This is a genomic window from Pseudomonas turukhanskensis (genome assembly GCF_027922365.1).
In the GTDB taxonomy this organism is placed as follows: domain Bacteria; phylum Pseudomonadota; class Gammaproteobacteria; order Pseudomonadales; family Pseudomonadaceae; genus Aquipseudomonas; species Aquipseudomonas turukhanskensis.
Genome location: NZ_BSFN01000024.1, coordinates 41,332 through 57,850 on the forward strand (window position 1 = coordinate 41,332; position 16,519 = coordinate 57,850).

At 55.2% G+C, this 16,519-nt stretch carries 21 protein-coding genes; 8 read left to right on the forward strand and 13 right to left on the reverse strand.

Annotated elements, in window-relative coordinates:
- Nucleotides 1–5: 5 nt before the first annotated feature.
- Nucleotides 6–269: a thioredoxin family protein gene (locus PKE98_RS24095; protein WP_271197969.1), complete on the reverse strand. Its 264-nt coding sequence runs from the start codon at nt 267–269 to the stop codon at nt 6–8.
- 204 nt (nt 270–473) lie between these two features.
- Between PKE98_RS24095 and PKE98_RS24100 the strand changes: the two genes are divergently transcribed.
- Nucleotides 474–1,073, forward strand: coding sequence for a hypothetical protein (locus PKE98_RS24100; RefSeq protein WP_271197970.1), 600 nt, complete (start codon nt 474–476; stop codon nt 1,071–1,073).
- A gap of 105 nt (nt 1,074–1,178) precedes the next feature.
- On the opposite strand, the gene PKE98_RS24105 is transcribed toward PKE98_RS24100, so the two are convergent.
- The 6 genes from PKE98_RS24105 to PKE98_RS24130 all read right to left on the reverse strand — a co-directional run bounded on the left by PKE98_RS24105 (nt 1,179) and on the right by PKE98_RS24130 (nt 6,020).
- Complete coding sequence (locus tag PKE98_RS24105) at nt 1,179–1,379, reverse strand: heavy-metal-associated domain-containing protein (RefSeq protein ID WP_271197971.1); 201 nt, start codon at nt 1,377–1,379, stop codon at nt 1,179–1,181.
- Nucleotides 1,380–1,536: 157 nt separating this feature from the next.
- Complete coding sequence (locus tag PKE98_RS24110; RefSeq protein WP_271197972.1) at nt 1,537–3,903, reverse strand: heavy metal translocating P-type ATPase; 2,367 nt, start codon at nt 3,901–3,903, stop codon at nt 1,537–1,539.
- Between the two features lie 5 nt (nt 3,904–3,908).
- Nucleotides 3,909–4,154 carry a DUF2933 domain-containing protein gene (locus PKE98_RS24115; RefSeq protein ID WP_271197973.1) on the reverse strand — a complete coding sequence of 82 codons (246 nt, stop codon included), beginning with the start codon at nt 4,152–4,154 and terminating at the stop codon, nt 3,909–3,911.
- A gap of 102 nt (nt 4,155–4,256) precedes the next feature.
- The gene (locus PKE98_RS24120) at nt 4,257–4,790 is read right to left on the reverse strand and encodes a cupredoxin domain-containing protein (protein WP_271197975.1); all 534 of its coding nucleotides are present in this window, start codon (nt 4,788–4,790) and stop codon (nt 4,257–4,259) included.
- A gap of 149 nt (nt 4,791–4,939) precedes the next feature.
- Nucleotides 4,940–5,497 carry a cupredoxin domain-containing protein gene (locus PKE98_RS24125; RefSeq protein WP_271197976.1) on the reverse strand — a complete coding sequence of 186 codons (558 nt, stop codon included), beginning with the start codon at nt 5,495–5,497 and terminating at the stop codon, nt 4,940–4,942.
- Nucleotides 5,498–5,660: 163 nt separating this feature from the next.
- Nucleotides 5,661–6,020 (reverse strand): co-regulatory protein PtrA N-terminal domain-containing protein, encoded by a 360-nt coding sequence (locus PKE98_RS24130; RefSeq protein ID WP_271197977.1) that lies wholly within the window; start codon nt 6,018–6,020, stop codon nt 5,661–5,663.
- A gap of 208 nt (nt 6,021–6,228) precedes the next feature.
- Between PKE98_RS24130 and PKE98_RS24135 the strand changes: the two genes are divergently transcribed.
- The 6 genes from PKE98_RS24135 (at nt 6,229) to PKE98_RS27360 (ending at nt 10,661) form a co-directional block, all read left to right on the forward strand.
- A complete protein-coding gene (locus PKE98_RS24135; protein WP_271197978.1) occupies nt 6,229–6,912 on the forward strand; it encodes a heavy metal response regulator transcription factor in 684 nt (227 codons plus the stop codon).
- The gene (locus PKE98_RS24140; protein WP_271197980.1) at nt 6,909–8,288 is read left to right on the forward strand and encodes a heavy metal sensor histidine kinase; all 1,380 of its coding nucleotides are present in this window, start codon (nt 6,909–6,911) and stop codon (nt 8,286–8,288) included. The genes PKE98_RS24135 and PKE98_RS24140 overlap by 4 nt, the downstream gene beginning before the upstream one ends.
- 7 nt (nt 8,289–8,295) lie before the next feature.
- Nucleotides 8,296–8,493, forward strand: a complete 198-nt coding sequence (locus PKE98_RS24145; protein ID WP_271197981.1) for a hypothetical protein — start codon at nt 8,296–8,298, stop codon at nt 8,491–8,493.
- Nucleotides 8,494–8,502: 9 nt separating this feature from the next.
- Nucleotides 8,503–9,237: a helix-turn-helix domain-containing protein gene (locus PKE98_RS24150; protein ID WP_271197982.1), complete on the forward strand. Its 735-nt coding sequence runs from the start codon at nt 8,503–8,505 to the stop codon at nt 9,235–9,237.
- 129 nt (nt 9,238–9,366) lie between these two features.
- On the forward strand, nt 9,367–10,224 hold the full coding sequence (locus tag PKE98_RS24155) for a sterol desaturase family protein (RefSeq protein ID WP_271197983.1): 858 nt from the start codon (nt 9,367–9,369) through the stop codon (nt 10,222–10,224).
- A 269-nt stretch (nt 10,225–10,493) separates the two neighbouring features.
- Nucleotides 10,494–10,661 (forward strand): hypothetical protein, encoded by a 168-nt coding sequence (locus PKE98_RS27360; protein WP_507763570.1) that lies wholly within the window; start codon nt 10,494–10,496, stop codon nt 10,659–10,661.
- Nucleotides 10,662–10,762: 101 nt separating this feature from the next.
- Here PKE98_RS27360 and PKE98_RS24160 read toward each other — a convergent pair whose 3' ends face one another.
- Nucleotides 10,763–11,986, reverse strand: a complete 1,224-nt coding sequence (locus PKE98_RS24160) for a toxin-antitoxin system YwqK family antitoxin (protein WP_271197984.1) — start codon at nt 11,984–11,986, stop codon at nt 10,763–10,765.
- 370 nt (nt 11,987–12,356) lie between these two features.
- Between PKE98_RS24160 and PKE98_RS24165 the strand changes: the two genes are divergently transcribed.
- Nucleotides 12,357–12,704, forward strand: coding sequence for a helix-turn-helix domain-containing protein (locus tag PKE98_RS24165; protein WP_271197985.1), 348 nt, complete (start codon nt 12,357–12,359; stop codon nt 12,702–12,704).
- A gap of 9 nt (nt 12,705–12,713) precedes the next feature.
- On the opposite strand, the gene PKE98_RS24170 is transcribed toward PKE98_RS24165, so the two are convergent.
- The 5 genes from PKE98_RS24170 to PKE98_RS24190 all read right to left on the reverse strand — a co-directional run bounded on the left by PKE98_RS24170 (nt 12,714) and on the right by PKE98_RS24190 (nt 16,403).
- The gene (locus PKE98_RS24170) at nt 12,714–12,980 is read right to left on the reverse strand and encodes a hypothetical protein (protein ID WP_271197986.1); all 267 of its coding nucleotides are present in this window, start codon (nt 12,978–12,980) and stop codon (nt 12,714–12,716) included.
- A gap of 122 nt (nt 12,981–13,102) precedes the next feature.
- Complete coding sequence (locus tag PKE98_RS24175; protein ID WP_271197987.1) at nt 13,103–13,315, reverse strand: hypothetical protein; 213 nt, start codon at nt 13,313–13,315, stop codon at nt 13,103–13,105.
- A 53-nt stretch (nt 13,316–13,368) separates the two neighbouring features.
- Nucleotides 13,369–14,265: a recombination directionality factor gene (locus PKE98_RS24180; RefSeq protein WP_271197988.1), complete on the reverse strand. Its 897-nt coding sequence runs from the start codon at nt 14,263–14,265 to the stop codon at nt 13,369–13,371.
- Nucleotides 14,266–14,357: 92 nt separating this feature from the next.
- Nucleotides 14,358–15,359, reverse strand: a complete 1,002-nt coding sequence (locus PKE98_RS24185) for a YqaJ viral recombinase family nuclease (RefSeq protein WP_271197989.1) — start codon at nt 15,357–15,359, stop codon at nt 14,358–14,360.
- A gap of 75 nt (nt 15,360–15,434) precedes the next feature.
- The gene (locus PKE98_RS24190) at nt 15,435–16,403 is read right to left on the reverse strand and encodes a DUF932 domain-containing protein (protein WP_271197990.1); all 969 of its coding nucleotides are present in this window, start codon (nt 16,401–16,403) and stop codon (nt 15,435–15,437) included.
- Nucleotides 16,404–16,519: the final 116 nt, after the last annotated feature.

Below are 16,519 nucleotides of genomic sequence, written 5' to 3' on the forward strand. Positions count from 1 at the left end.
AGTGATTACGGCTGGCCGAGGCCAGCTGCGCGTAGCGTGGCCTCGTCTACGCCACGTCCCGCGCAGCAGCCGGCCAGTTTACCATTGATCGCCACGGCCGGCACCGAGCGTACCCCGAGCGCCTTGGCGCGCTTTGCCACCTCAATGTTGCGCATGTCGAGGACATCGACCGCGCACGACGGGCAGGCCAACCCTTGCACTAGGGCAACCACCTCATCACAGGCCGGGCAACCGGCGCTGAACACTTCGATTTTGCGTTTGGCAGTCATGTTCAAGCTCCTTTTCAGGTTGGTGACACAGGACCGGTCTGGAGACTGCCGCCCTGTCACAAGATCAGGATAAACCTTGGAGCCAACTCCAGAGTCAAGCAGCGTTGGTGCTTCCCCGATGATGCTGGTACTCGCTGCTTGAACTGCGCTCGGTGAGGGCGCGATCTGACTCGTGCCCTGTGGAGTGCCGGGGACTCCTTGACCATGATTGTCGAGGACTATCTGAGGCCATTCATGAGGCAGGGCACCAAGCCGCCCACCGCGCGGGGTATGCATCTTCATCTGCTTCCCTGGCCGCAGCAGGAACTGCTCAACCTAGGCAGCATCGAGGTGGAAATGCGAGTGACACTTTCCTACTTCGTAGAGCCAAACCCCGGCATAGCCGAGCGCGGTATCAAGGGGCGCTATCGCTACGAGTCGCATGGCTTACGCTTCGATGTCAGCCGCCCAAACGAAGATCGTGACCAGTTCCGCCAGCGCATCAACAAGCGTGCACGGGATGAAGAGGAAGGTCGTTACCAGGGTGGCGGCTCCGATCCGAATTGGTTGCTCGGTACCCAGACACTGAGTCGAGGCTCCCTCCACTCGGACATCTGGCGGGGCACGGCAGCCGAACTGGCTGGACGGGGAATGCTTGGTATCTATCCCGCACTGGGGTGGTGGAAAACGCTTGTTAAGCAGCAGCGATATGACGACACCGTAAGGTACAGCCTGGTGGTCTCGATCAAAACTCAGCAAACGGACGTTGACCTCTATGCGGCAGTGGAAACTCTGATCGAGGCACAGACAGTGGTACTGGTCTGATATCAAGGGTTTCAAATGAGGTCATGGCCCTGAAGCCATGACCTCATTGCTCGCAAAAGCTCGGATTGAGGGTGTCAAAGGAGTCGATCACAACTCAGTCGGCTCTTACGGGCTGACCTGCGCGGTATAGCCCAGATCCTGAATCACCTTGCGGATAGATTCCGCGGGTTCTTGGCTGTCTACCGATACCTTACCGGCAGCACGGTCAATCTCCACTTTTGCGGTTTCATCTACCGCCTGAATTGCCTTTTTGATTTTGCTGACGCAACTGCCACAACCCATTCCTGATACCTGTAGAGCGAACATAAATCACCTCGTTGGTTAGGCGGTATAGATGCCGTAACCTGAGCATCGACCTTGACGCGATGGTAAGGTCAAGCTTGTTTTTTAGCGCTGGCAGATGTTTTTAGGACGTTGATGGAATTACTAATACCTGACGACTGGCTTTAGATTCATGTTCATTTCAGTCGATGTGGATTTTCCGCAGCCTCAATGCGTTGAATACAACCGATGCTGAACTGACGCTCATAGCCAATGCCGCAATCATGGGTGACAGCAAGTGGCCAGTCAGGGGGTAAAGCACCCCTGCTGCGAGTGGAATTCCCATGGCGTTATAGATGAAGGCAAAGGCTAGGTTCTGCCGCATGTTTTTTACTGTGGCCACGGACAATGTTCTTGCCCGTAAGATGCCCATCAGATCCCCTTTGACCAAGGTCACCTGAGCACTGTTCATCGCCACATCTGTACCGGTTCCCATCGCGATACCCACATCGGCACGAGCCAGCGCAGGAGCGTCGTTGATGCCATCGCCAGCCATGGCTACTCGGCGACCATAGCTCTGCAGATCGGCAACCAACTTTTCCTTGTCCTGGGGTTTAACCTCGCCATGGACTTCTTCGATACCCAACTCCCTGGCTACAGCCCTTGCGGTTGTAAGCCCATCGCCAGTGGCCATGATGACTTTCACATCGACCTCTTGAAGCCTGGTGACTGCTTGTTTGGAGGTTGGTTTGATCGGATCTGAGACCGCCAGAAGTCCTGCCAGAACGCCATCCACCGCCAAGAAGACAATGCTGATGCCCTCCAGGCGGAGCTGCTCTGCCCGGTTACTCAGGGGGGCGGCATCTACTCCGGCGTCTGCCATCAATGCCGTATTACCCAATTGCAGCTGCCGACCTTCCACTTGGCCGCGCACACCGATGCCGGAGCCCGACTCGAAAGAGTCCGGCTTGGCCAACTCAATACCCTGAGCGCGGGCGTAATCAACGATCGCATGGGCCAGCGGATGCTCACTGCCTTGATCAAGGCTTGCAGCCAATCGCAGCACCTCGTTCGGCTCGAATCGGCCGGCACCTTCTGCGCTGTGGAATACAGGCCGTCCCTCGGTCAGCGTGCCGGTCTTGTCGACGATCAGCGTATCGATCTTGCACAGGTTCTCGATGGCACTGGCATCGCGGAACAAGACACCACTGGTTGCAGCCTTGCCAGTCGAAACCATCACCGACATAGGGGTCGCCAGGCCCAGTGCACAGGGACAGGCGATGATCAGTACGGCAACCGCGTTGATCAGACCAAATACCCAGCCCGACTCCGGGCCGAACAAGCCCCAGCCGAAGAACGTGAGGATCGCGATGGCGATCACGCCAAGCACGAAGTAACCCGCTACGGCATCGGCCATACGCTGCATGGGTGCCTTGGAGCGTTGTGCTCTGGCGACCATCTGCACGATCTGGGACAGCATGGTATCGGCACCCACCTTCTGCGCTTGCATGACCAGGCTGCCGTGGGTATTCATGGTCGCGCCAATCAGCGTATCGCCAACGCGCTTGGTCACCGGTAGCGGTTCGCCGGTCAGCATGGCTTCATCGACGGCGCTTTCGCCTTCGAGAACAGTACCGTCCACTGGGACTTTCTCGCCGGGGCGTACTCGCAGATGGTCGCCCAGGTGCACATGGGTCAACGGAATATCTTCTTCCTGGCCGTCAGGCTTGATGCGCCGCGCGGTTTTGGGTGCCAGGCCCAAGAGCGATTTGATAGCGGCTGAGGTTTGTGAGCGAGCCTTGAGTTCGAGCATCTGGCCCAATAACGTCAGGGAGATGATTACCGCCGCAGCCTCGAAGTAGACACCAATGCGCCCGTCCTGGAAGAAGGCTTGGGGGAACAGCTGTGGGGCCAGGGTCGCGGCAACGCTGTAAAGATAGGCTGCCGCTGTACCCAGGCCAATCAGTGTCCACATATTCGGGCTGCGATTACGGATCGAGTCGATGCCTCGGGCAAAGAATACCCAGCCACCCCAGAGTGTCACAGGCGTTGCCAAGGCAAGCTCCACCCAGTTCTGCGTTGCGCCATGGAATAGCGTTAACGAGTGGCCGGCCATAGCCAAGACAGTCACGATGATCGTGAGAGGGAGCGTCCACCAGAAGCGCCGGGAGAAATCCTTGAGTTCTGAATTCTCCTCTTCCTCCAATTCCGGGATCACTGCCTCCAGGGTCATGCCGCAGATGGGGCAGTTGCCAGGTTGTGGCTGACGTATTTCCGGATGCATCGGACAGGTGTACTCCGCAGATCCAGAGGCTCCAGGTGCGGTAAGCGGTGTTTCATGATGTATATGTCCATCATGCTGGGGACGGCTCACATAGCGGGTAGGGGCTGCGCGAAACTTCTCCTGGCATTTGGCGCTACACAAAAGGTATGCCTGGCCTTCGTGGCTTTCAGTGAATTGGCTGTCTGGCTTGACGGCCATGCCGCACACCGGATCGTGCTGACTTCCATGCTGGTGTTCCTGATGCTTGGAATGTTCATGGTCGAGATGGCACTGGGTGGTGTGCATTGAGCTTAATTCCTGTTGTCGTCCTTGGGAGTATCGGTCTCGCTGCGATGGGAATGCCCACCGTGGTTGTGGCCGAACATGTGCATCAGCGGGCACAGCAGCAGAATCAAGTAAGGCAGTGCCTGGGAGATGTGGCCAAAATGCTCGCGGGCCACATAAAAAACGCCGATGACAGCCAGCATGATCAGCGCAATGCCAGTTTTGCTTTTCCAGAATGGCAATTCAGAGCATGGCTGGTGGGAGTGGTCCATGGCTCGATCCTCGTTTGAGTTGAGGCCGTATTGGTGGAGCAGACATGACAATAGTCTCTACTGCGCCCGAGCGATTGACGTATATCAATCCGAACTCAATGATTAGCGTACGTTCACTTTGCCGACCATTCCCGATTGATAATGGCCTGGGATGTTGCAGGCGAACTCAAGCCCCGTTGCTTGGGTAAAGGTCCATACCAGTTCTTCAGTGGCCCCCGGTTCGATCAAGACGCTGTTTGGATCGTCGTGTTTCATGCCGACCATCTTCATCCCGCCCATGGCGTGATCCATGTTGCTCATGTCCTGTGCTCCCATTGGAGAAAGCGTGCCGTTCTGAAACATTGCGGCCATTTCTTTTTGATGGGCTGCATGTGCGGCTGCCATGCCCAAGTTGAACTCATGCAGCAGCGAGCCCTCATTCTTGAGTACGAAGCGGACGGTTTCGCCTGCTTTGATATCAATACTCTTCGGCTCAAAAAAGATATCGCCCATCCTGATTTCGATGGTTCGATCCGCTTTGGCGGAGCCCCCAGGCTGACCGATATCGCTTTTACTATGGCTCGGACTAGCCATGGCTACAGAGGCGGAAAAAATCAGGGTTGTGGTAATAAACAAAGAAGCGAGTTTGGCTTTCATAATGAACCTCAGGAACAGCGATTTTTGGGGTGTCACCAATGCCTGCTAACTAGGCTGAGCTATCGACTGGCTTACGCGAAAATTACATATCTGAAAGACGCACTAAAACCAGGTGCGGCCCGGCATTTGTCGGGGCACCGGCTTTTGATTCAACGCATTACGAACTCACCGACCATCCCTGCCTGATAATGTCCAGGGAGGGTGCAGGCGAAGTTGAGGTTGGCCGTGTCGTGGAAGGTCCAGACAAATTCCTTGGTAGTTCCGGGCTCAACAAGGATGGCGTTGGGATCATCATGTATCGCTTCAACGACTTCAGGAATGCCCGGTGGATTGGAGTCCCCCAAGCCTGATCGTTCACGCCAGACAATGGACGTTGCTTTGCCAGTTGGCGTCAGTGTGCCGTCTTTGAACAAGGCAGCCATTTCGCGTTGATGTTCCAGTTGCGATAGGGCTTTACCGACATTGAATTCGTGCATCAGCGCGCCTTCATTCTTCAACACGAAGCGGACAGTTTCGCCAGGTTTCACATCGATAGATTTCTGGCCGTAGCTGATGTCATCCATCTTGATGAAAACGGTACGCGTAGCGGGGGTCGCTTGGGCCTGCTGGCCAATGCTGGGTGCGCTGCTGGAAGTTTGCGCAGAGGCTTGAGCTACAGCTGCGAAGAGAAGTGCTGTGACCAACAGTTGTGGACGTGAACGTTTCATGATGAGACCTCACTGAGGTGATTGGAAACCTCATGCTATTCCCCGCATCCTGCCGGGGGGCTTACCCCAAAACTACAAATTAGTCAGCTTGAAAAAAATGCGGCACCGTCAAGGTGCCGCTAGGCCAAAGGAGCAATCATGAAGGCCTTGAAGATGGGAATTTTTATGGGTGGCACTCTTTATCAGCCATCATCAGCTTGTGCTCACGCATCATCTGCGCGAGGACGTCATCAACCAATTTGTCGTGACGCTCCATCCATGCGAGATGTTCTTCCGTAGACATGCCGGGAGCTGGATGCTCGTTGTGCAGCTGGTTCATCATCTCGTCGAGCATCTTCATGTGCTCCTTCATGTGCACATGGCGCTCGCTGGCGGGAGCCTTTTCCGCCTGAATCAGTACCGCTTCGGCTTTGTCGCGCATGCTCTCGATGCGCTCGAAGATGCGGTCGCTCCCACCCTCTGCCAGAACGGCTGAAGAAAGCAGGAGCGAACCAGCCAGAAATAAGGGTTTAAGCAGTTTCATAGGGCAGTCTCCTCAGTTGACGCTGTGGCTGGGCACCTCTGGTTGTTATTCATTCGAGGGCCAAGAGCACAACCTAGTGCTCATGCCTGCACCCTAGACAAGGCTCCCTGACAGAGAGCTGAGGCTAGGATTACATTTGCGTAAGCTTCTGGTTGGGAGGGGGATTTGACTGCACACTCAGGCCACTCAAAATTTGGGAACAGCCCGCATGAAACTTCTGGTCGCTGAAGACGAGCCAAAAACAGGCACTTACCTGCAACAGGGCCTCACTGAGGCTGGATTCAATGTCGACCGCGTTATGACGGGAACGGATGCGCTTCAGCATGCACTGAGCGAAGCCTATGACCTGTTGATTTTGGACGTGATGATGCCGGGCCTGGATGGGTGGGAAGTGCTGCGAATGATTCGGGCGGCCGGGAAGGAGGTTCCGGTGTTATTTCTGACGGCGCGTGACGGTGTCGAGGATCGTGTGAAAGGTCTAGAGCTGGGGGCGGACGACTACCTGGTCAAGCCATTCGCCTTTTCTGAGTTGTTAGCCCGTGTCAGGACATTGCTCCGCCGCGGCAATAGTTCGCCCACGCAGACCACCATGAAAATAGCCGACCTTGAAGTTGATCTGCTGAAGCGACGTGCCGTGCGCAGTGGCAAGCGAATTGATCTGACGGCGAAGGAGTTCGCGTTGCTCGAACTACTGCTGCGCCGGCGCGGCGAAGTCCTTCCGAAATCGTTGATCGCTTCCCAGGTCTGGGACATGAATTTCGACAGCGATACCAATGTTATCGAAGTAGCCGTCCGGCGCTTACGGGCGAAAATTGACGATGAATTCGAGCTGAAACTGATTCATACCGCTCGCGGTATGGGTTACATGCTTGATGCTCCGGAGTCGGAATGAAGCACCTGTCACTGACCGCGCGCATGAGTTTGATGTTCATGCTTGCGGTGATTGCAGTCCTCACAGTGGCAGGCCTGAGCTTCAATGAGCTCAGTCGACATCACTTCATGATGCTCGACCAGCAGACACTGGTTGAGAAACTCGAATCGACTCAGCAGATTCTGAGTAATACACGGAGCGATGCAGACCTTGAAGGAGTGTTGCCTCAGCTAAAAGCGCTGTTAGGGGCTCACAACGATCTGGCGGCGGTCATCCTTGCAAATGACGGCACTGTACTTTTTGCCGAGCCACAAGCGTTTAATGTTCCCGAAAAGTACCGCCTCAACTCTGATCACGGTATGTGGGAGTGGGAGCAGAGCGGGCACATGTACAGAGGGATGACTGCGCAGGTATCGACCCCTGATCAGCCCGCGTTCCTAACAGCCTTGTTGATCCTTGACGTGACTAACCATCTTCATTTCTTTGAAACGCTGCAGCGGTGGTTCTGGATTGGCTTGGTCATTAGCGCACTGGTCAGCGCTGCGTTGGGTTGGGTTGTAGCGCGTAGTGGGTTGAGACCCCTGAGGCAGGTGACCCTGGTTGCTACGTCAATGTCGGCGAGGTCACTGAAAGAGCGTATCCCACTGGAGCCCGTACCCCTTGAGCTTCAGCAGCTGGTTACTTCGTTTAATGCGATGCTTGCCAGGCTCGACGACGCATTTATTCGACTCTCAAATTTCTCTGCCGATATCGCTCATGAGTTACGCACACCTCTCAGCAACCTGATGACGCACACCGAGGTGGTACTCACCCAAAAACGCAACCTCGAAGCCTATGAAGAGAACCTCTACTCGAATCTAGAAGATCTGAAACGCATGTCGCGCATGATCGATGACATGCTGTTCCTAGCTAAATCGGACAACGGCTTGATCATTCCCGAGCAGACGCGCATTGAGTTCAGCGAGGTAGTCACCAAGCTATTTGAGTACTACCACCTAATAGCGGATGAGCATGGCATCCAGTTGGTTGTGACCGGTTCAGGCCGCGTGCTGGGTGACAAGCTGATGCTGGATCGGGCGATCTCGAATCTGTTGTCGAATGCACTGCGCTATACACCTGCCGGGAAGACGATCTCGGTAATGATCAAGTCGACTGCAAGTGCTATCACGCTCATCGTCGAGAACCCAGGCGAAACCATCAAACCGGAGCACCTGGATAAACTGTTCGACCGTTTCTATCGAGTAGACCCGGCTCGCCGTGAAGGCAGTCCGAGCAATGCCGGGCTTGGCTTGGCCATTACTCGATCAATCGTTGAGTCCCACAAAGGAAAGATCTGGTGCACCTCCGGCAATGGCATCACCGCCTTCCACATGGAATTTCCCCAGCAACCATCATAGGGTCGTCATGACCAAAGACGAGTTAAGAGCCGAACTTGAGCGACAAGCACAAAGCTTTGTTGCTACCACAGGCGGTGAAGTCGTGTTGTACGCCGCTCAGCGCAAACCTGACCGCCAGCCATGGCGCAAGAAGCCGAGCCTGCTCGATGAGGCTTTTCAGGCCGAACTCCGCAAAATCGAACATCAGCACGACACAAAGGCCTGAGGCGCTTAAATGGCCATTCCCGAGGGTGTCTGCTGGCGTGGAAAAGCCTGGGTATCGCCAGGGCTGGGGATCTTCTTGGGGCACGCTGGCAGCCATGACCTGCATCGACATATGGCGCACCAAGTGACCATTGGCCTTAGCGGTCAAGTAACGGTGCGAAGGCCGAGTCAGGCGCTTACTGCACCGGCCATCTGCATAAAGGCCGGCACACTGCATCAGATTGAAGGCACTGAAGTGCTTTCGATATACCTTGATGCGCTGTCGGAAGAGGCCCGTGGCATGAGCTGTATATCGGCCGCCCAGTTGGTCTCGATCCCTGTCGGCAATACGTCTGCCATCGAGCAGCTACTTGAAGCGCCGGAGGTATCTGCTCAGCTGGTTCGTGAGGAGGTCAGGCGGTTGTTGGGTCTGAAAATGCCGCAGGCTGCTGATCCGCGTATGCGGGCTGTGCTTCAGGCGCTTGATGAGCGACACGATGATCGGGCACGACTGGCCGAGCTTGTGCATCTGTCGCCCACTCGGTTTTCTCATTGGTTCGTTGAGCAAACTGGTCTTCCGCTGCGTAGCTATCGCAAATGGAATCGGCTGGTTGTAGCGCTACGGTTCGTGTCTATTGGCCATAACCTGACAGCCGCCGCCCATGCTGCTGGATTTGCCGATGCCGCCCATTTTTCACGCTCTTTTCGAGCGTTGTTCGGGCTTGATCCCTCTTCCGCACTCGGTCACGTGAAACTAACAAGCTGATATTCACTTCGACTGAGATGCTTCCTCCGATGCGGTTTGCATATCTGCAGCCCAAGTGATCAGCTCCTTCGTTCAAGCGTGTAGCGGCCGGATAGTTCAGAGTGAAACCTACTGCATGGAGGGTTCACAATGGGCAACACTTCGAGGTTTTTACTTCGCTGGTTTAGTTATCCAGCCATTTTCGGTGGCGTATCGGCCGGTATGGTCTGGCTGCTCTACCAAGGCATTCCTTACTGGCCGAGTACAGCCATATTAGCGGCCTTGGGAGTCGGCTGCGTAGCTGGCTTGGAGCGATTTCAGCCGTATCGGCAGGACTGGCTCGACGACCATGACGATACCCTGACGGACCTGATTCACCTTGTAGTGAATTTGTCGGTCATCCAGTTCACTGCCACCGTACTATCGCGCCTGGGGGACCTAGTGCCTGCTGAACTGAGCGGGTTCCCCACCGAGTTGCCTCTTTGGTTACAACTGCTCATTGTTGCAGCCATCTTAGACCTGAGTTTGTATGCCATGCACCGCCTCAGTCACCACATCCCTTGGCTGTGGTATTTACACGAGCCTCACCACAGTGCGGAGCGGCTCTACTGGATGAACGGGGAGCGTCGGCATCCCCTTCATGCCGCAATCATGGCCGGCCCTGGATTGCTCGTACTTTTCGCGATGGGCACTCCATCAGAATTGGTGGCAACTTGGTTCGGGATACTGACAGTGCACTTGGCCTTCCAGCATTCCAATGTGGACTACTCGCTAGGATGGTTGCGGCGCATTATCGGCGTAGCTGAAACACATCGTTGGCATCACAAGCGCGATTTCGAGGATGCCCAGGTCAATTTCGGTGAGTTCCTGCTGGTGTGGGATCTGCTCTTCAAAACCTTCTACGACAGTGTCAATCAACCAGGTAGCAATGATGTCGGCCTGCGTGATCGGCGTTACCCCACCGGATATGTAGATCAGTTAGTTGAGCCGTTCAGAGGTAAAATTTAGAGTTGCACGTGGTAATTCATTCGTCGATTTTGGTCAGAAGGGTTGGCTAGCTGTCTGGTTTGTTTGATCATCCAAGTGCCTGCAGGTACATCGCAGATAGAATTGCACTGCGGAGAGATTAAAACTGACTGTGGTAGCCTCAGTCATGCTGGTTTTTATCGGACTTGCATTTCGTTTCGTAGAGGTTTCTTCGCTGGGTGACGCTTGCGCGAGGCTTGGGCCATTACCTTGAGGTTGTGCCGGATTATGAAGTATTTGGCCTGGTTGAGGTGCCCAAGAAGGCTACTTATCGTTTGAGTTCTGAGTCGCGCCATTTCTTTAATCCTGATAATGCTGACGCTTTTAGCAAAATCTTCTACAGGGCGAGTTATCTCTGTACGGCCGCGACCAAGGTATATGGTGATGGCAGGCATAAATCCGGATGTTGTCGGCTCTAGTGCTTTGAACATGTAGGGAAAAGAAAAGCCATTAACCAATGAGGGCAGCTTTGGGCTGCCCTCATTGGATGGTAGAGCGCATATCCGCTTAAGAATGCCTGTTACGGTTGCTTCCCTTCGTTACACCAGTCTTTCCACTCATCGAGCTGCTCACCCACGATCATCGCATCCTCCCCCATCTCTTCGCGGAAGGCGCTAATCCAAGCGTCGAGGCAGTTTTCAGCCGAGGGGGCCTGTGTGTTGGAGGCTGTTAATTGATTATTTGCGGGGCTGAACGTTTGGGCCGTTTTGTAGGCAAGATACTGGTCCCTGGATACTGAGCTGTATCCAGTGAATTGGTTGTTGATGTCTTGTATTTGAAAGTCTGGCTCCTCGTTTTCGTAGTGCTGAAAATATTGCTTTACTTTTACTCCGTCAATCCAGAACTCTTCGCCTTTAAATGAATCAAGATATTTGTCGTATTTCTTAACAAGACCGTCTGGTACTAGAGTGCCTGGGTAGTCGTCGTAAAAGCCTTTTCCCTCATCATTCGGTGCTCGAACAAGATTGATTTTCTGAATAAGGCTTCCGTCTACTTTATAAAGATTGAACCAGCCGGAGACAGGGTCGTTATTCTTGTAAAGAATTTCTAGTTTCTGCTGAGGGGTATCTGTGTTTCTGAGGGTGGTATATTCTTTAAATGTGCCGTCAAGTTTGCCGTTTGTGTAGTTCTTGACGAGGTATATGTATTGTTTTCCACTGTTGGTTTTGCTGTAAGTTATTTGTTCACCATGCAGTTGGCCGTTTAAGTATTTATATTCACCTTGTGGCGTTGTTTCAAATCCGGTTTGCTTGGTGTTGTTGCTCCAGATAAGCTCGGTTAGGATCGTTTTACCGTCGTCTGACCAGCGAAGCTCCTTTCCGTCGAGTTTGCCATTTTTATATTCTTTTTGGCTTGTCATTATTCCGGCAATGTATTCCTGAGAAAGTCCGTTAAGGAGATTGTCTTTCCAGGTTTTAATGGATATCTCTTTTCCAGAGTTTGCATCGAATATGATTTCTTTCCCGTCCTTGTTTCCTGCCAAGAATTCGACCTCGTATATTTTTTGATCCGCCTGGAAACATTCTTTTTTTCCGTTGAGTCGCCCTTTTTTAATCTGTACGTTGCATAAGCCATCAATGCCTCGTTGGTCTGATGGAATGTTTAGTACAGCGCCGCTAAAAGGATCTTTCTCGCCGTATTTATAAATTAGGCCGTTTCTTACGACAACCTCTGCGTCGTCTATTTCAGTTTTGCACCCTACTAGTGCAGTTGCTGCCAACAGAAGTATTATTAATTTTTTCATGATGCGCTCGTGTGTGCGTAATTATTGATATGGGTTTTTTATGGTGCTTGTATGGGTGTGCCATGTATGGCTTGGGGGATGCACCCCAGCCTTATTGTTTGGCTTGGCGGTACTGTTATAGGCGTTGGCCATTTTCCTCGTAGAACCACATATTCTCGGTTGTTGTGGTTGAGGGCATCTCCTTCATTTTGAGTTTTCCTTTTGTATTGGCACTTACGCTGACGCACTGTTCGTCATCTGCACTTCATCACCAGGGGAACTGAAATGGATTTCAGGCTGCGTATCAACCTTTTAAGGTGAGTTTCGGTTCGTCAAGTCCTTCATGTCAACAGGGTGGTGCTCGACCATTTGAGTTGACTTGGAGGGCGGAATGCCAAAAATCGATTCGAAGCAGTTGGCGACACGCGTTGGCCAGGCGATTGCGAGACAGCGCGTTCGCTGCGGCCTGAGCCAGGAGCAGGTCGCCGAGATGCTTGAGATTGGCAGTGAAGCGGTGTCGCGCATTGAACGGGGGATCGTGATGCCCAACGTCGAGCGTTTGGTGGAGCTGGCAGCGATTTTTAACTGCGATGCAGCCGACTTGTTGACCGAGGGGAGTTCACGCCCTGAGGATCAGGCGCGCAGGCTCTACGAATTGCTGTCCGCGTTGGATGCGGATGACCGCGCACTCGTAGTCGATGTGGTGGAGCGTCTTGTCGTTCGGCTTGGCCGCGAGTGAGTCGCCATTTCACGGCTGCCGATGTGCTTGCTCGGTCGCTTCCTCAGCATCTGCATTGAACAGAGCCCCGTATCGCAGGCAGATGCAGTCGAACCCCGCGAAGTGATACTTGGCCACATCTTCAGCTGCCCGCAACGCTGTTGGGTAGGTTGGGCTGATGGCTGCCAGCCCGCTCAGCAGCGCGCTGTATCCGAGACGGTCTTGCCCGTCCGGCTGCGCATTTTGAGCTCCGTGTAACGCGCCATTGGCTAGACCGACCAACAGAGCGATACCCATGGCTGCCTCCTGCGTCAGGACGGCTCTGGACTCGCAGATCAAACACTGTCTGAGCATGGGTCCTTCTCCCTATGAGTGAATGCGGCCACGCCTTGGCAGGCCGCTTATGAAGGTTGTTGAGGTCACCGCTGCGACGCGGAATCTGACGTGGGGGGATTTGAGCGGAGCGTGTGCAGCAGTTTGAGCAGACGGCTCAAGATCCAGCACGCCAGGACTACGGCGATCAGCAACGGCGGAAAACGCAGCATCAGCAGAATGCTCAGAACCAGTGCTCCAGCCGCAGCCAGTGCGCCGATGAAGATGAACAGGCACAGCAGAAATCGAAGCACGGTCATGACGGTTCTCCGAAAGAGCCCGGCTGGCCGATAGGCTCAATCGGGGGTAGTGGTCAGTTGGCTGATGAGGCGAGCGCTTCCAGCTTGCCCGCAAGCGACGTGGTAGCCGGTTGCAGCACTTCACCCTGGACCTTGGCAGTGATGGTGTCCGCGCTCGAATAGAACTCTTCGATCACGGCACCGGCATCCTCCTCGCTGTCCTCGAACGCACCGTTGCCAAAGCCCCGTCGTGCTGCCTCATCCAGCGCAACCTGATCGAAGCCAGATGCTTGCCGCAGAGCATCGAGCTCATTTGCTGCCTGCAGTGCTGCAGCCATGTCCATGCCGCTGCGTACGGTAAGGTCGACATAGAAGATCGGCGTGCCATGGCTTTGCCGGGTGGATTTACCACGCAGACGCAATTCCAGCGGCAGACAAGCCAGCCGGTTGCCCGAGATGGCCTGGAAGTAATGAAATCGAGCAGCTAGGGTGCGGATGCTGTTGAAGCCGGTGGTACGGAACACAAAGCTACCCAGCGGATCGTCATCACCGATCAGCACATTCAGCCGGCCGTAAGGCTTGCAGGCACCGCCTTTGGCTAACGGACAAGCATCGGGTGAAGGGCAAGGCAGTGATTGCATGCCGTCCTGGGTGACGCGCTTGCACGTCTCGCCATTACCCACGCACAGCGGCCTGCCAGACTGCCGATCAAACAGCGTGTAGTCAGCACGAAAATTCAGCTCCGGTTCGTTGAACAGCAGGCGCACTGGGATACTGCGCAGCTTGTCTTCTTGACCTTTACGCAGCTCGTCATTGAGCGGGTGCAGCAGCCAGCCGTCCTTGCCTTGCACCTGCGAGGTGATGGTGAATTGGTCATCTTTCTCTGGCAGGCGTTTGCCGTTCTTCTCGATGACCTTGCCGATGGAAATCCGCCCGAGTACCGGCGGGGTGATAGCCAGACCTTTGAGCATGGTGGTTCTCCTGCAAACGAAAAAAAGGCCAGCCACACAGCGCTAACTGCATGGACTGGCCAAAGGGAGGGAATGGTTGAAGGGGATGAGAATCAGCTGACCAGAAAGCGCCGCGCACCGGGTTTCGGCAACGGGTACTTGGCCTGCAGGTAGGGCTTGTCCTTGAGCAGCTGAGTGACGTCCAGGCCAACGCTATCCTTGGCCTTGCGCCAGCTGATATAGCCGTTGCTGAACTCCGCTCGCGTGGCCTCGCCCATGGCCTGCTGCAGCATCTGCTTGAGCTGGGCCTCGCGCGTTTCTTTCTCGCTGATGGATTGGCGCACCGCCTTGAGCTCCAGGTAGGCTGCTGCCAAACCAGCACGGCCGCTGAAATCGACGGTCTGGCCGTTGTCTTCCGGATAGAGTGCGCGCAGAGCCATTTCAGCCGAGGCTGAGCCATCAGCAGGCGGCGGCGTGTCGGTCTCGACGTAGTGCCAGAACTTACGCTCTAGCTCGATCAGGCGAGCAATCATCTGCTCGTCCCGTTCGATGCGGTGGATCTCCAGCGTCTGGCCACCCAGCAGTACCGCGACATCTGCCGCCTGCTTGCCGGTGACGGCGAGCTGGTGCATCACCTGCAGCTGCACATACTCGGGCACGCCTTCTCTCCAGAGGCGTGCGCCGTTTATGCCGGCTGTCTTGCATTCAAGAATCTGCACATCGTCAGCACCGATCACCTCACGGTCGATGTTGGCCAGCATCCAGGGCAGCTCAGGGCCAGGGTGTTGCAGTACGGCGTTGATGCGCCGAACCTTGTTCTTCGTGCGTTTGCTGTAGTGCCAGGCCACGACTGGTTCCAGCACATTGCCCCAGTACATCGGGCTTTCTTCATCGTGCGGATCTGCCTTCGGTAACGTGGTGTCACGCCCGGTTTTCTCCATCCACAGTTCCAGCTGCGATTTGTAGGGATTTAGGCCCACCGCAGCACCAGCATCCGAACTGCCGATGCCCTGCTTACGTACCGCCAGCCAATCCTCACGCGGTAGTTCCTTGGTACTGATCAAGCGCAGCGCCGGGCGCGCCTTGCTGGTGCTGCTCAACGGAGTAGCTGTCATAGCGTTCACCTTGCGGAAATAGAAACGCCCGATCAGCAACTAGGCTGATCGGGCGTTATGGGGGGAAGTAAGAGGTCACGCGACAAGTTGCAGCGCTGTGTCCAGGGCGCGTTGCTTGATCTGCGCGCCCTGGCCGAACCAGGCCGAGTCCATGCGGTACTCATTGCTGCGTGCACGCCGCTCGTGATCGACAAACTCGGTCACGGAATTGAGCAGGCCCCAGGCGGTGCCGCGTGCCGAGTCAAGCTGGCTGCCCCGGCCGCGGCCTTCGTAAAGCTCCTGAACCTTGCGCAAGGCACGCTCGTTTGGCAGCACCTCCGGTAGAGCACCGGTCGGATTGGTCTCGCACAGCACGTTCATAAAGAAGCCCAGCGCCTCATGCCACTGCACTTTGCGTTCGGCCAGCGCACGCATGCGGTACATAAAGTCGTCCCATTGCGAGACGGCGATGCCGAGTTGCTTCTTTACAGCGTTCGGATCAAAGCGCGTGTTGTGCGGCACCTTGATAGCGCGGCTGGTGCCGTCCAGGGCGATGGTCAGGGTGTTGTTGCACACCACGCGCACGGTTGTCGGTGTTGCCGTGGTGGCCAGGGTTCCGTCACAGGAGGTGGCCAACAGCAAGTAGCCGTTCACCTGGTCGTTACCCTTGATCACAGCACCTTGACCGGTACGCGCCAGCGCCCAGAACTTGCGGCCACCTTTGAGCACTCCAGCCGTTTCCAGCTCGTAGCCAGAGACCTCGGTCAGATCACGATAAAACTCTAAAACTTCCCGTGGCTGCACTGTGTGATAACGGTTAGAAACCACCGACAGTGGGGCCTTGGTGTCCGAGCGGAACAGCACCTTTTGCTCAGGGAACGAATGGATAGCGCCCAGGTGACCGACGGCATCCGATTTGAAATGCACAGGGCTTTCCTGGATCTGCCAGTCCATGCCCGCTTCGCGTTGCCAGACATCGATGGGTTGTTTCTGCGTGAGTTGATTACCCAGGCCGTGCCACGGAGCAGCGCCAGCGTAGGCCATAGTTTCGATGAGATGAGCCATGGTTGAGATTCCTTTGGGTGTAAGCGCTCCATAAACCCCACCTTCAAATGACCCAAGTACGACCTGATGCTGTGCTCCCGATTTTCTTTCTGGAGCCAGCCCATGATGCGCCCCGA

Excerpts from the sequence above, each read along its gene's own strand:
- PKE98_RS24125 (WP_271197976.1), bottom strand. The coding sequence starts at position 5,497 with ATGAAACGTTCACGTCCACAACTGTTGGTCACAGCACTTCTCTTCGCA.
- PKE98_RS24135 (WP_271197978.1), top strand. The coding sequence starts at position 6,229 with ATGAAACTTCTGGTCGCTGAAGACGAGCCAAAAACAGGCACTTACCTG.
- PKE98_RS24115 (WP_271197973.1), bottom strand. The coding sequence starts at position 4,154 with ATGGACCACTCCCACCAGCCATGCTCTGAATTGCCATTCTGGAAAAGC.
- PKE98_RS24155 (WP_271197983.1), top strand. The coding sequence starts at position 9,367 with ATGGGCAACACTTCGAGGTTTTTACTTCGCTGGTTTAGTTATCCAGCC.
- PKE98_RS24160 (WP_271197984.1), bottom strand. The coding sequence starts at position 11,986 with ATGAAAAAATTAATAATACTTCTGTTGGCAGCAACTGCACTAGTAGGG.
- PKE98_RS24175 (WP_271197987.1), bottom strand. The coding sequence starts at position 13,315 with ATGACCGTGCTTCGATTTCTGCTGTGCCTGTTCATCTTCATCGGCGCA.
- PKE98_RS24105 (WP_271197971.1), bottom strand. The coding sequence starts at position 1,379 with ATGTTCGCTCTACAGGTATCAGGAATGGGTTGTGGCAGTTGCGTCAGC.
- PKE98_RS24120 (WP_271197975.1), bottom strand. The coding sequence starts at position 4,790 with ATGAAAGCCAAACTCGCTTCTTTGTTTATTACCACAACCCTGATTTTT.
- PKE98_RS24130 (WP_271197977.1), bottom strand. The coding sequence starts at position 6,020 with ATGAAACTGCTTAAACCCTTATTTCTGGCTGGTTCGCTCCTGCTTTCT.
- PKE98_RS24145 (WP_271197981.1), top strand. The coding sequence starts at position 8,296 with ATGACCAAAGACGAGTTAAGAGCCGAACTTGAGCGACAAGCACAAAGC.
- PKE98_RS24095 (WP_271197969.1), bottom strand. The coding sequence starts at position 269 with ATGACTGCCAAACGCAAAATCGAAGTGTTCAGCGCCGGTTGCCCGGCC.
- PKE98_RS24110 (WP_271197972.1), bottom strand. The coding sequence starts at position 3,903 with ATGCACACCACCCAGTGCCATCTCGACCATGAACATTCCAAGCATCAG.
- PKE98_RS24100 (WP_271197970.1), top strand. The coding sequence starts at position 474 with ATGATTGTCGAGGACTATCTGAGGCCATTCATGAGGCAGGGCACCAAG.
- PKE98_RS24185 (WP_271197989.1), bottom strand. The coding sequence starts at position 15,359 with ATGACAGCTACTCCGTTGAGCAGCACCAGCAAGGCGCGCCCGGCGCTG.
- PKE98_RS24180 (WP_271197988.1), bottom strand. The coding sequence starts at position 14,265 with ATGCTCAAAGGTCTGGCTATCACCCCGCCGGTACTCGGGCGGATTTCC.
- PKE98_RS24190 (WP_271197990.1), bottom strand. The coding sequence starts at position 16,403 with ATGGCTCATCTCATCGAAACTATGGCCTACGCTGGCGCTGCTCCGTGG.
- PKE98_RS24140 (WP_271197980.1), top strand. The coding sequence starts at position 6,909 with ATGAAGCACCTGTCACTGACCGCGCGCATGAGTTTGATGTTCATGCTT.
- PKE98_RS24170 (WP_271197986.1), bottom strand. The coding sequence starts at position 12,980 with ATGGGTATCGCTCTGTTGGTCGGTCTAGCCAATGGCGCGTTACACGGA.
- PKE98_RS24150 (WP_271197982.1), top strand. The coding sequence starts at position 8,503 with ATGGCCATTCCCGAGGGTGTCTGCTGGCGTGGAAAAGCCTGGGTATCG.
- PKE98_RS24165 (WP_271197985.1), top strand. The coding sequence starts at position 12,357 with ATGCCAAAAATCGATTCGAAGCAGTTGGCGACACGCGTTGGCCAGGCG.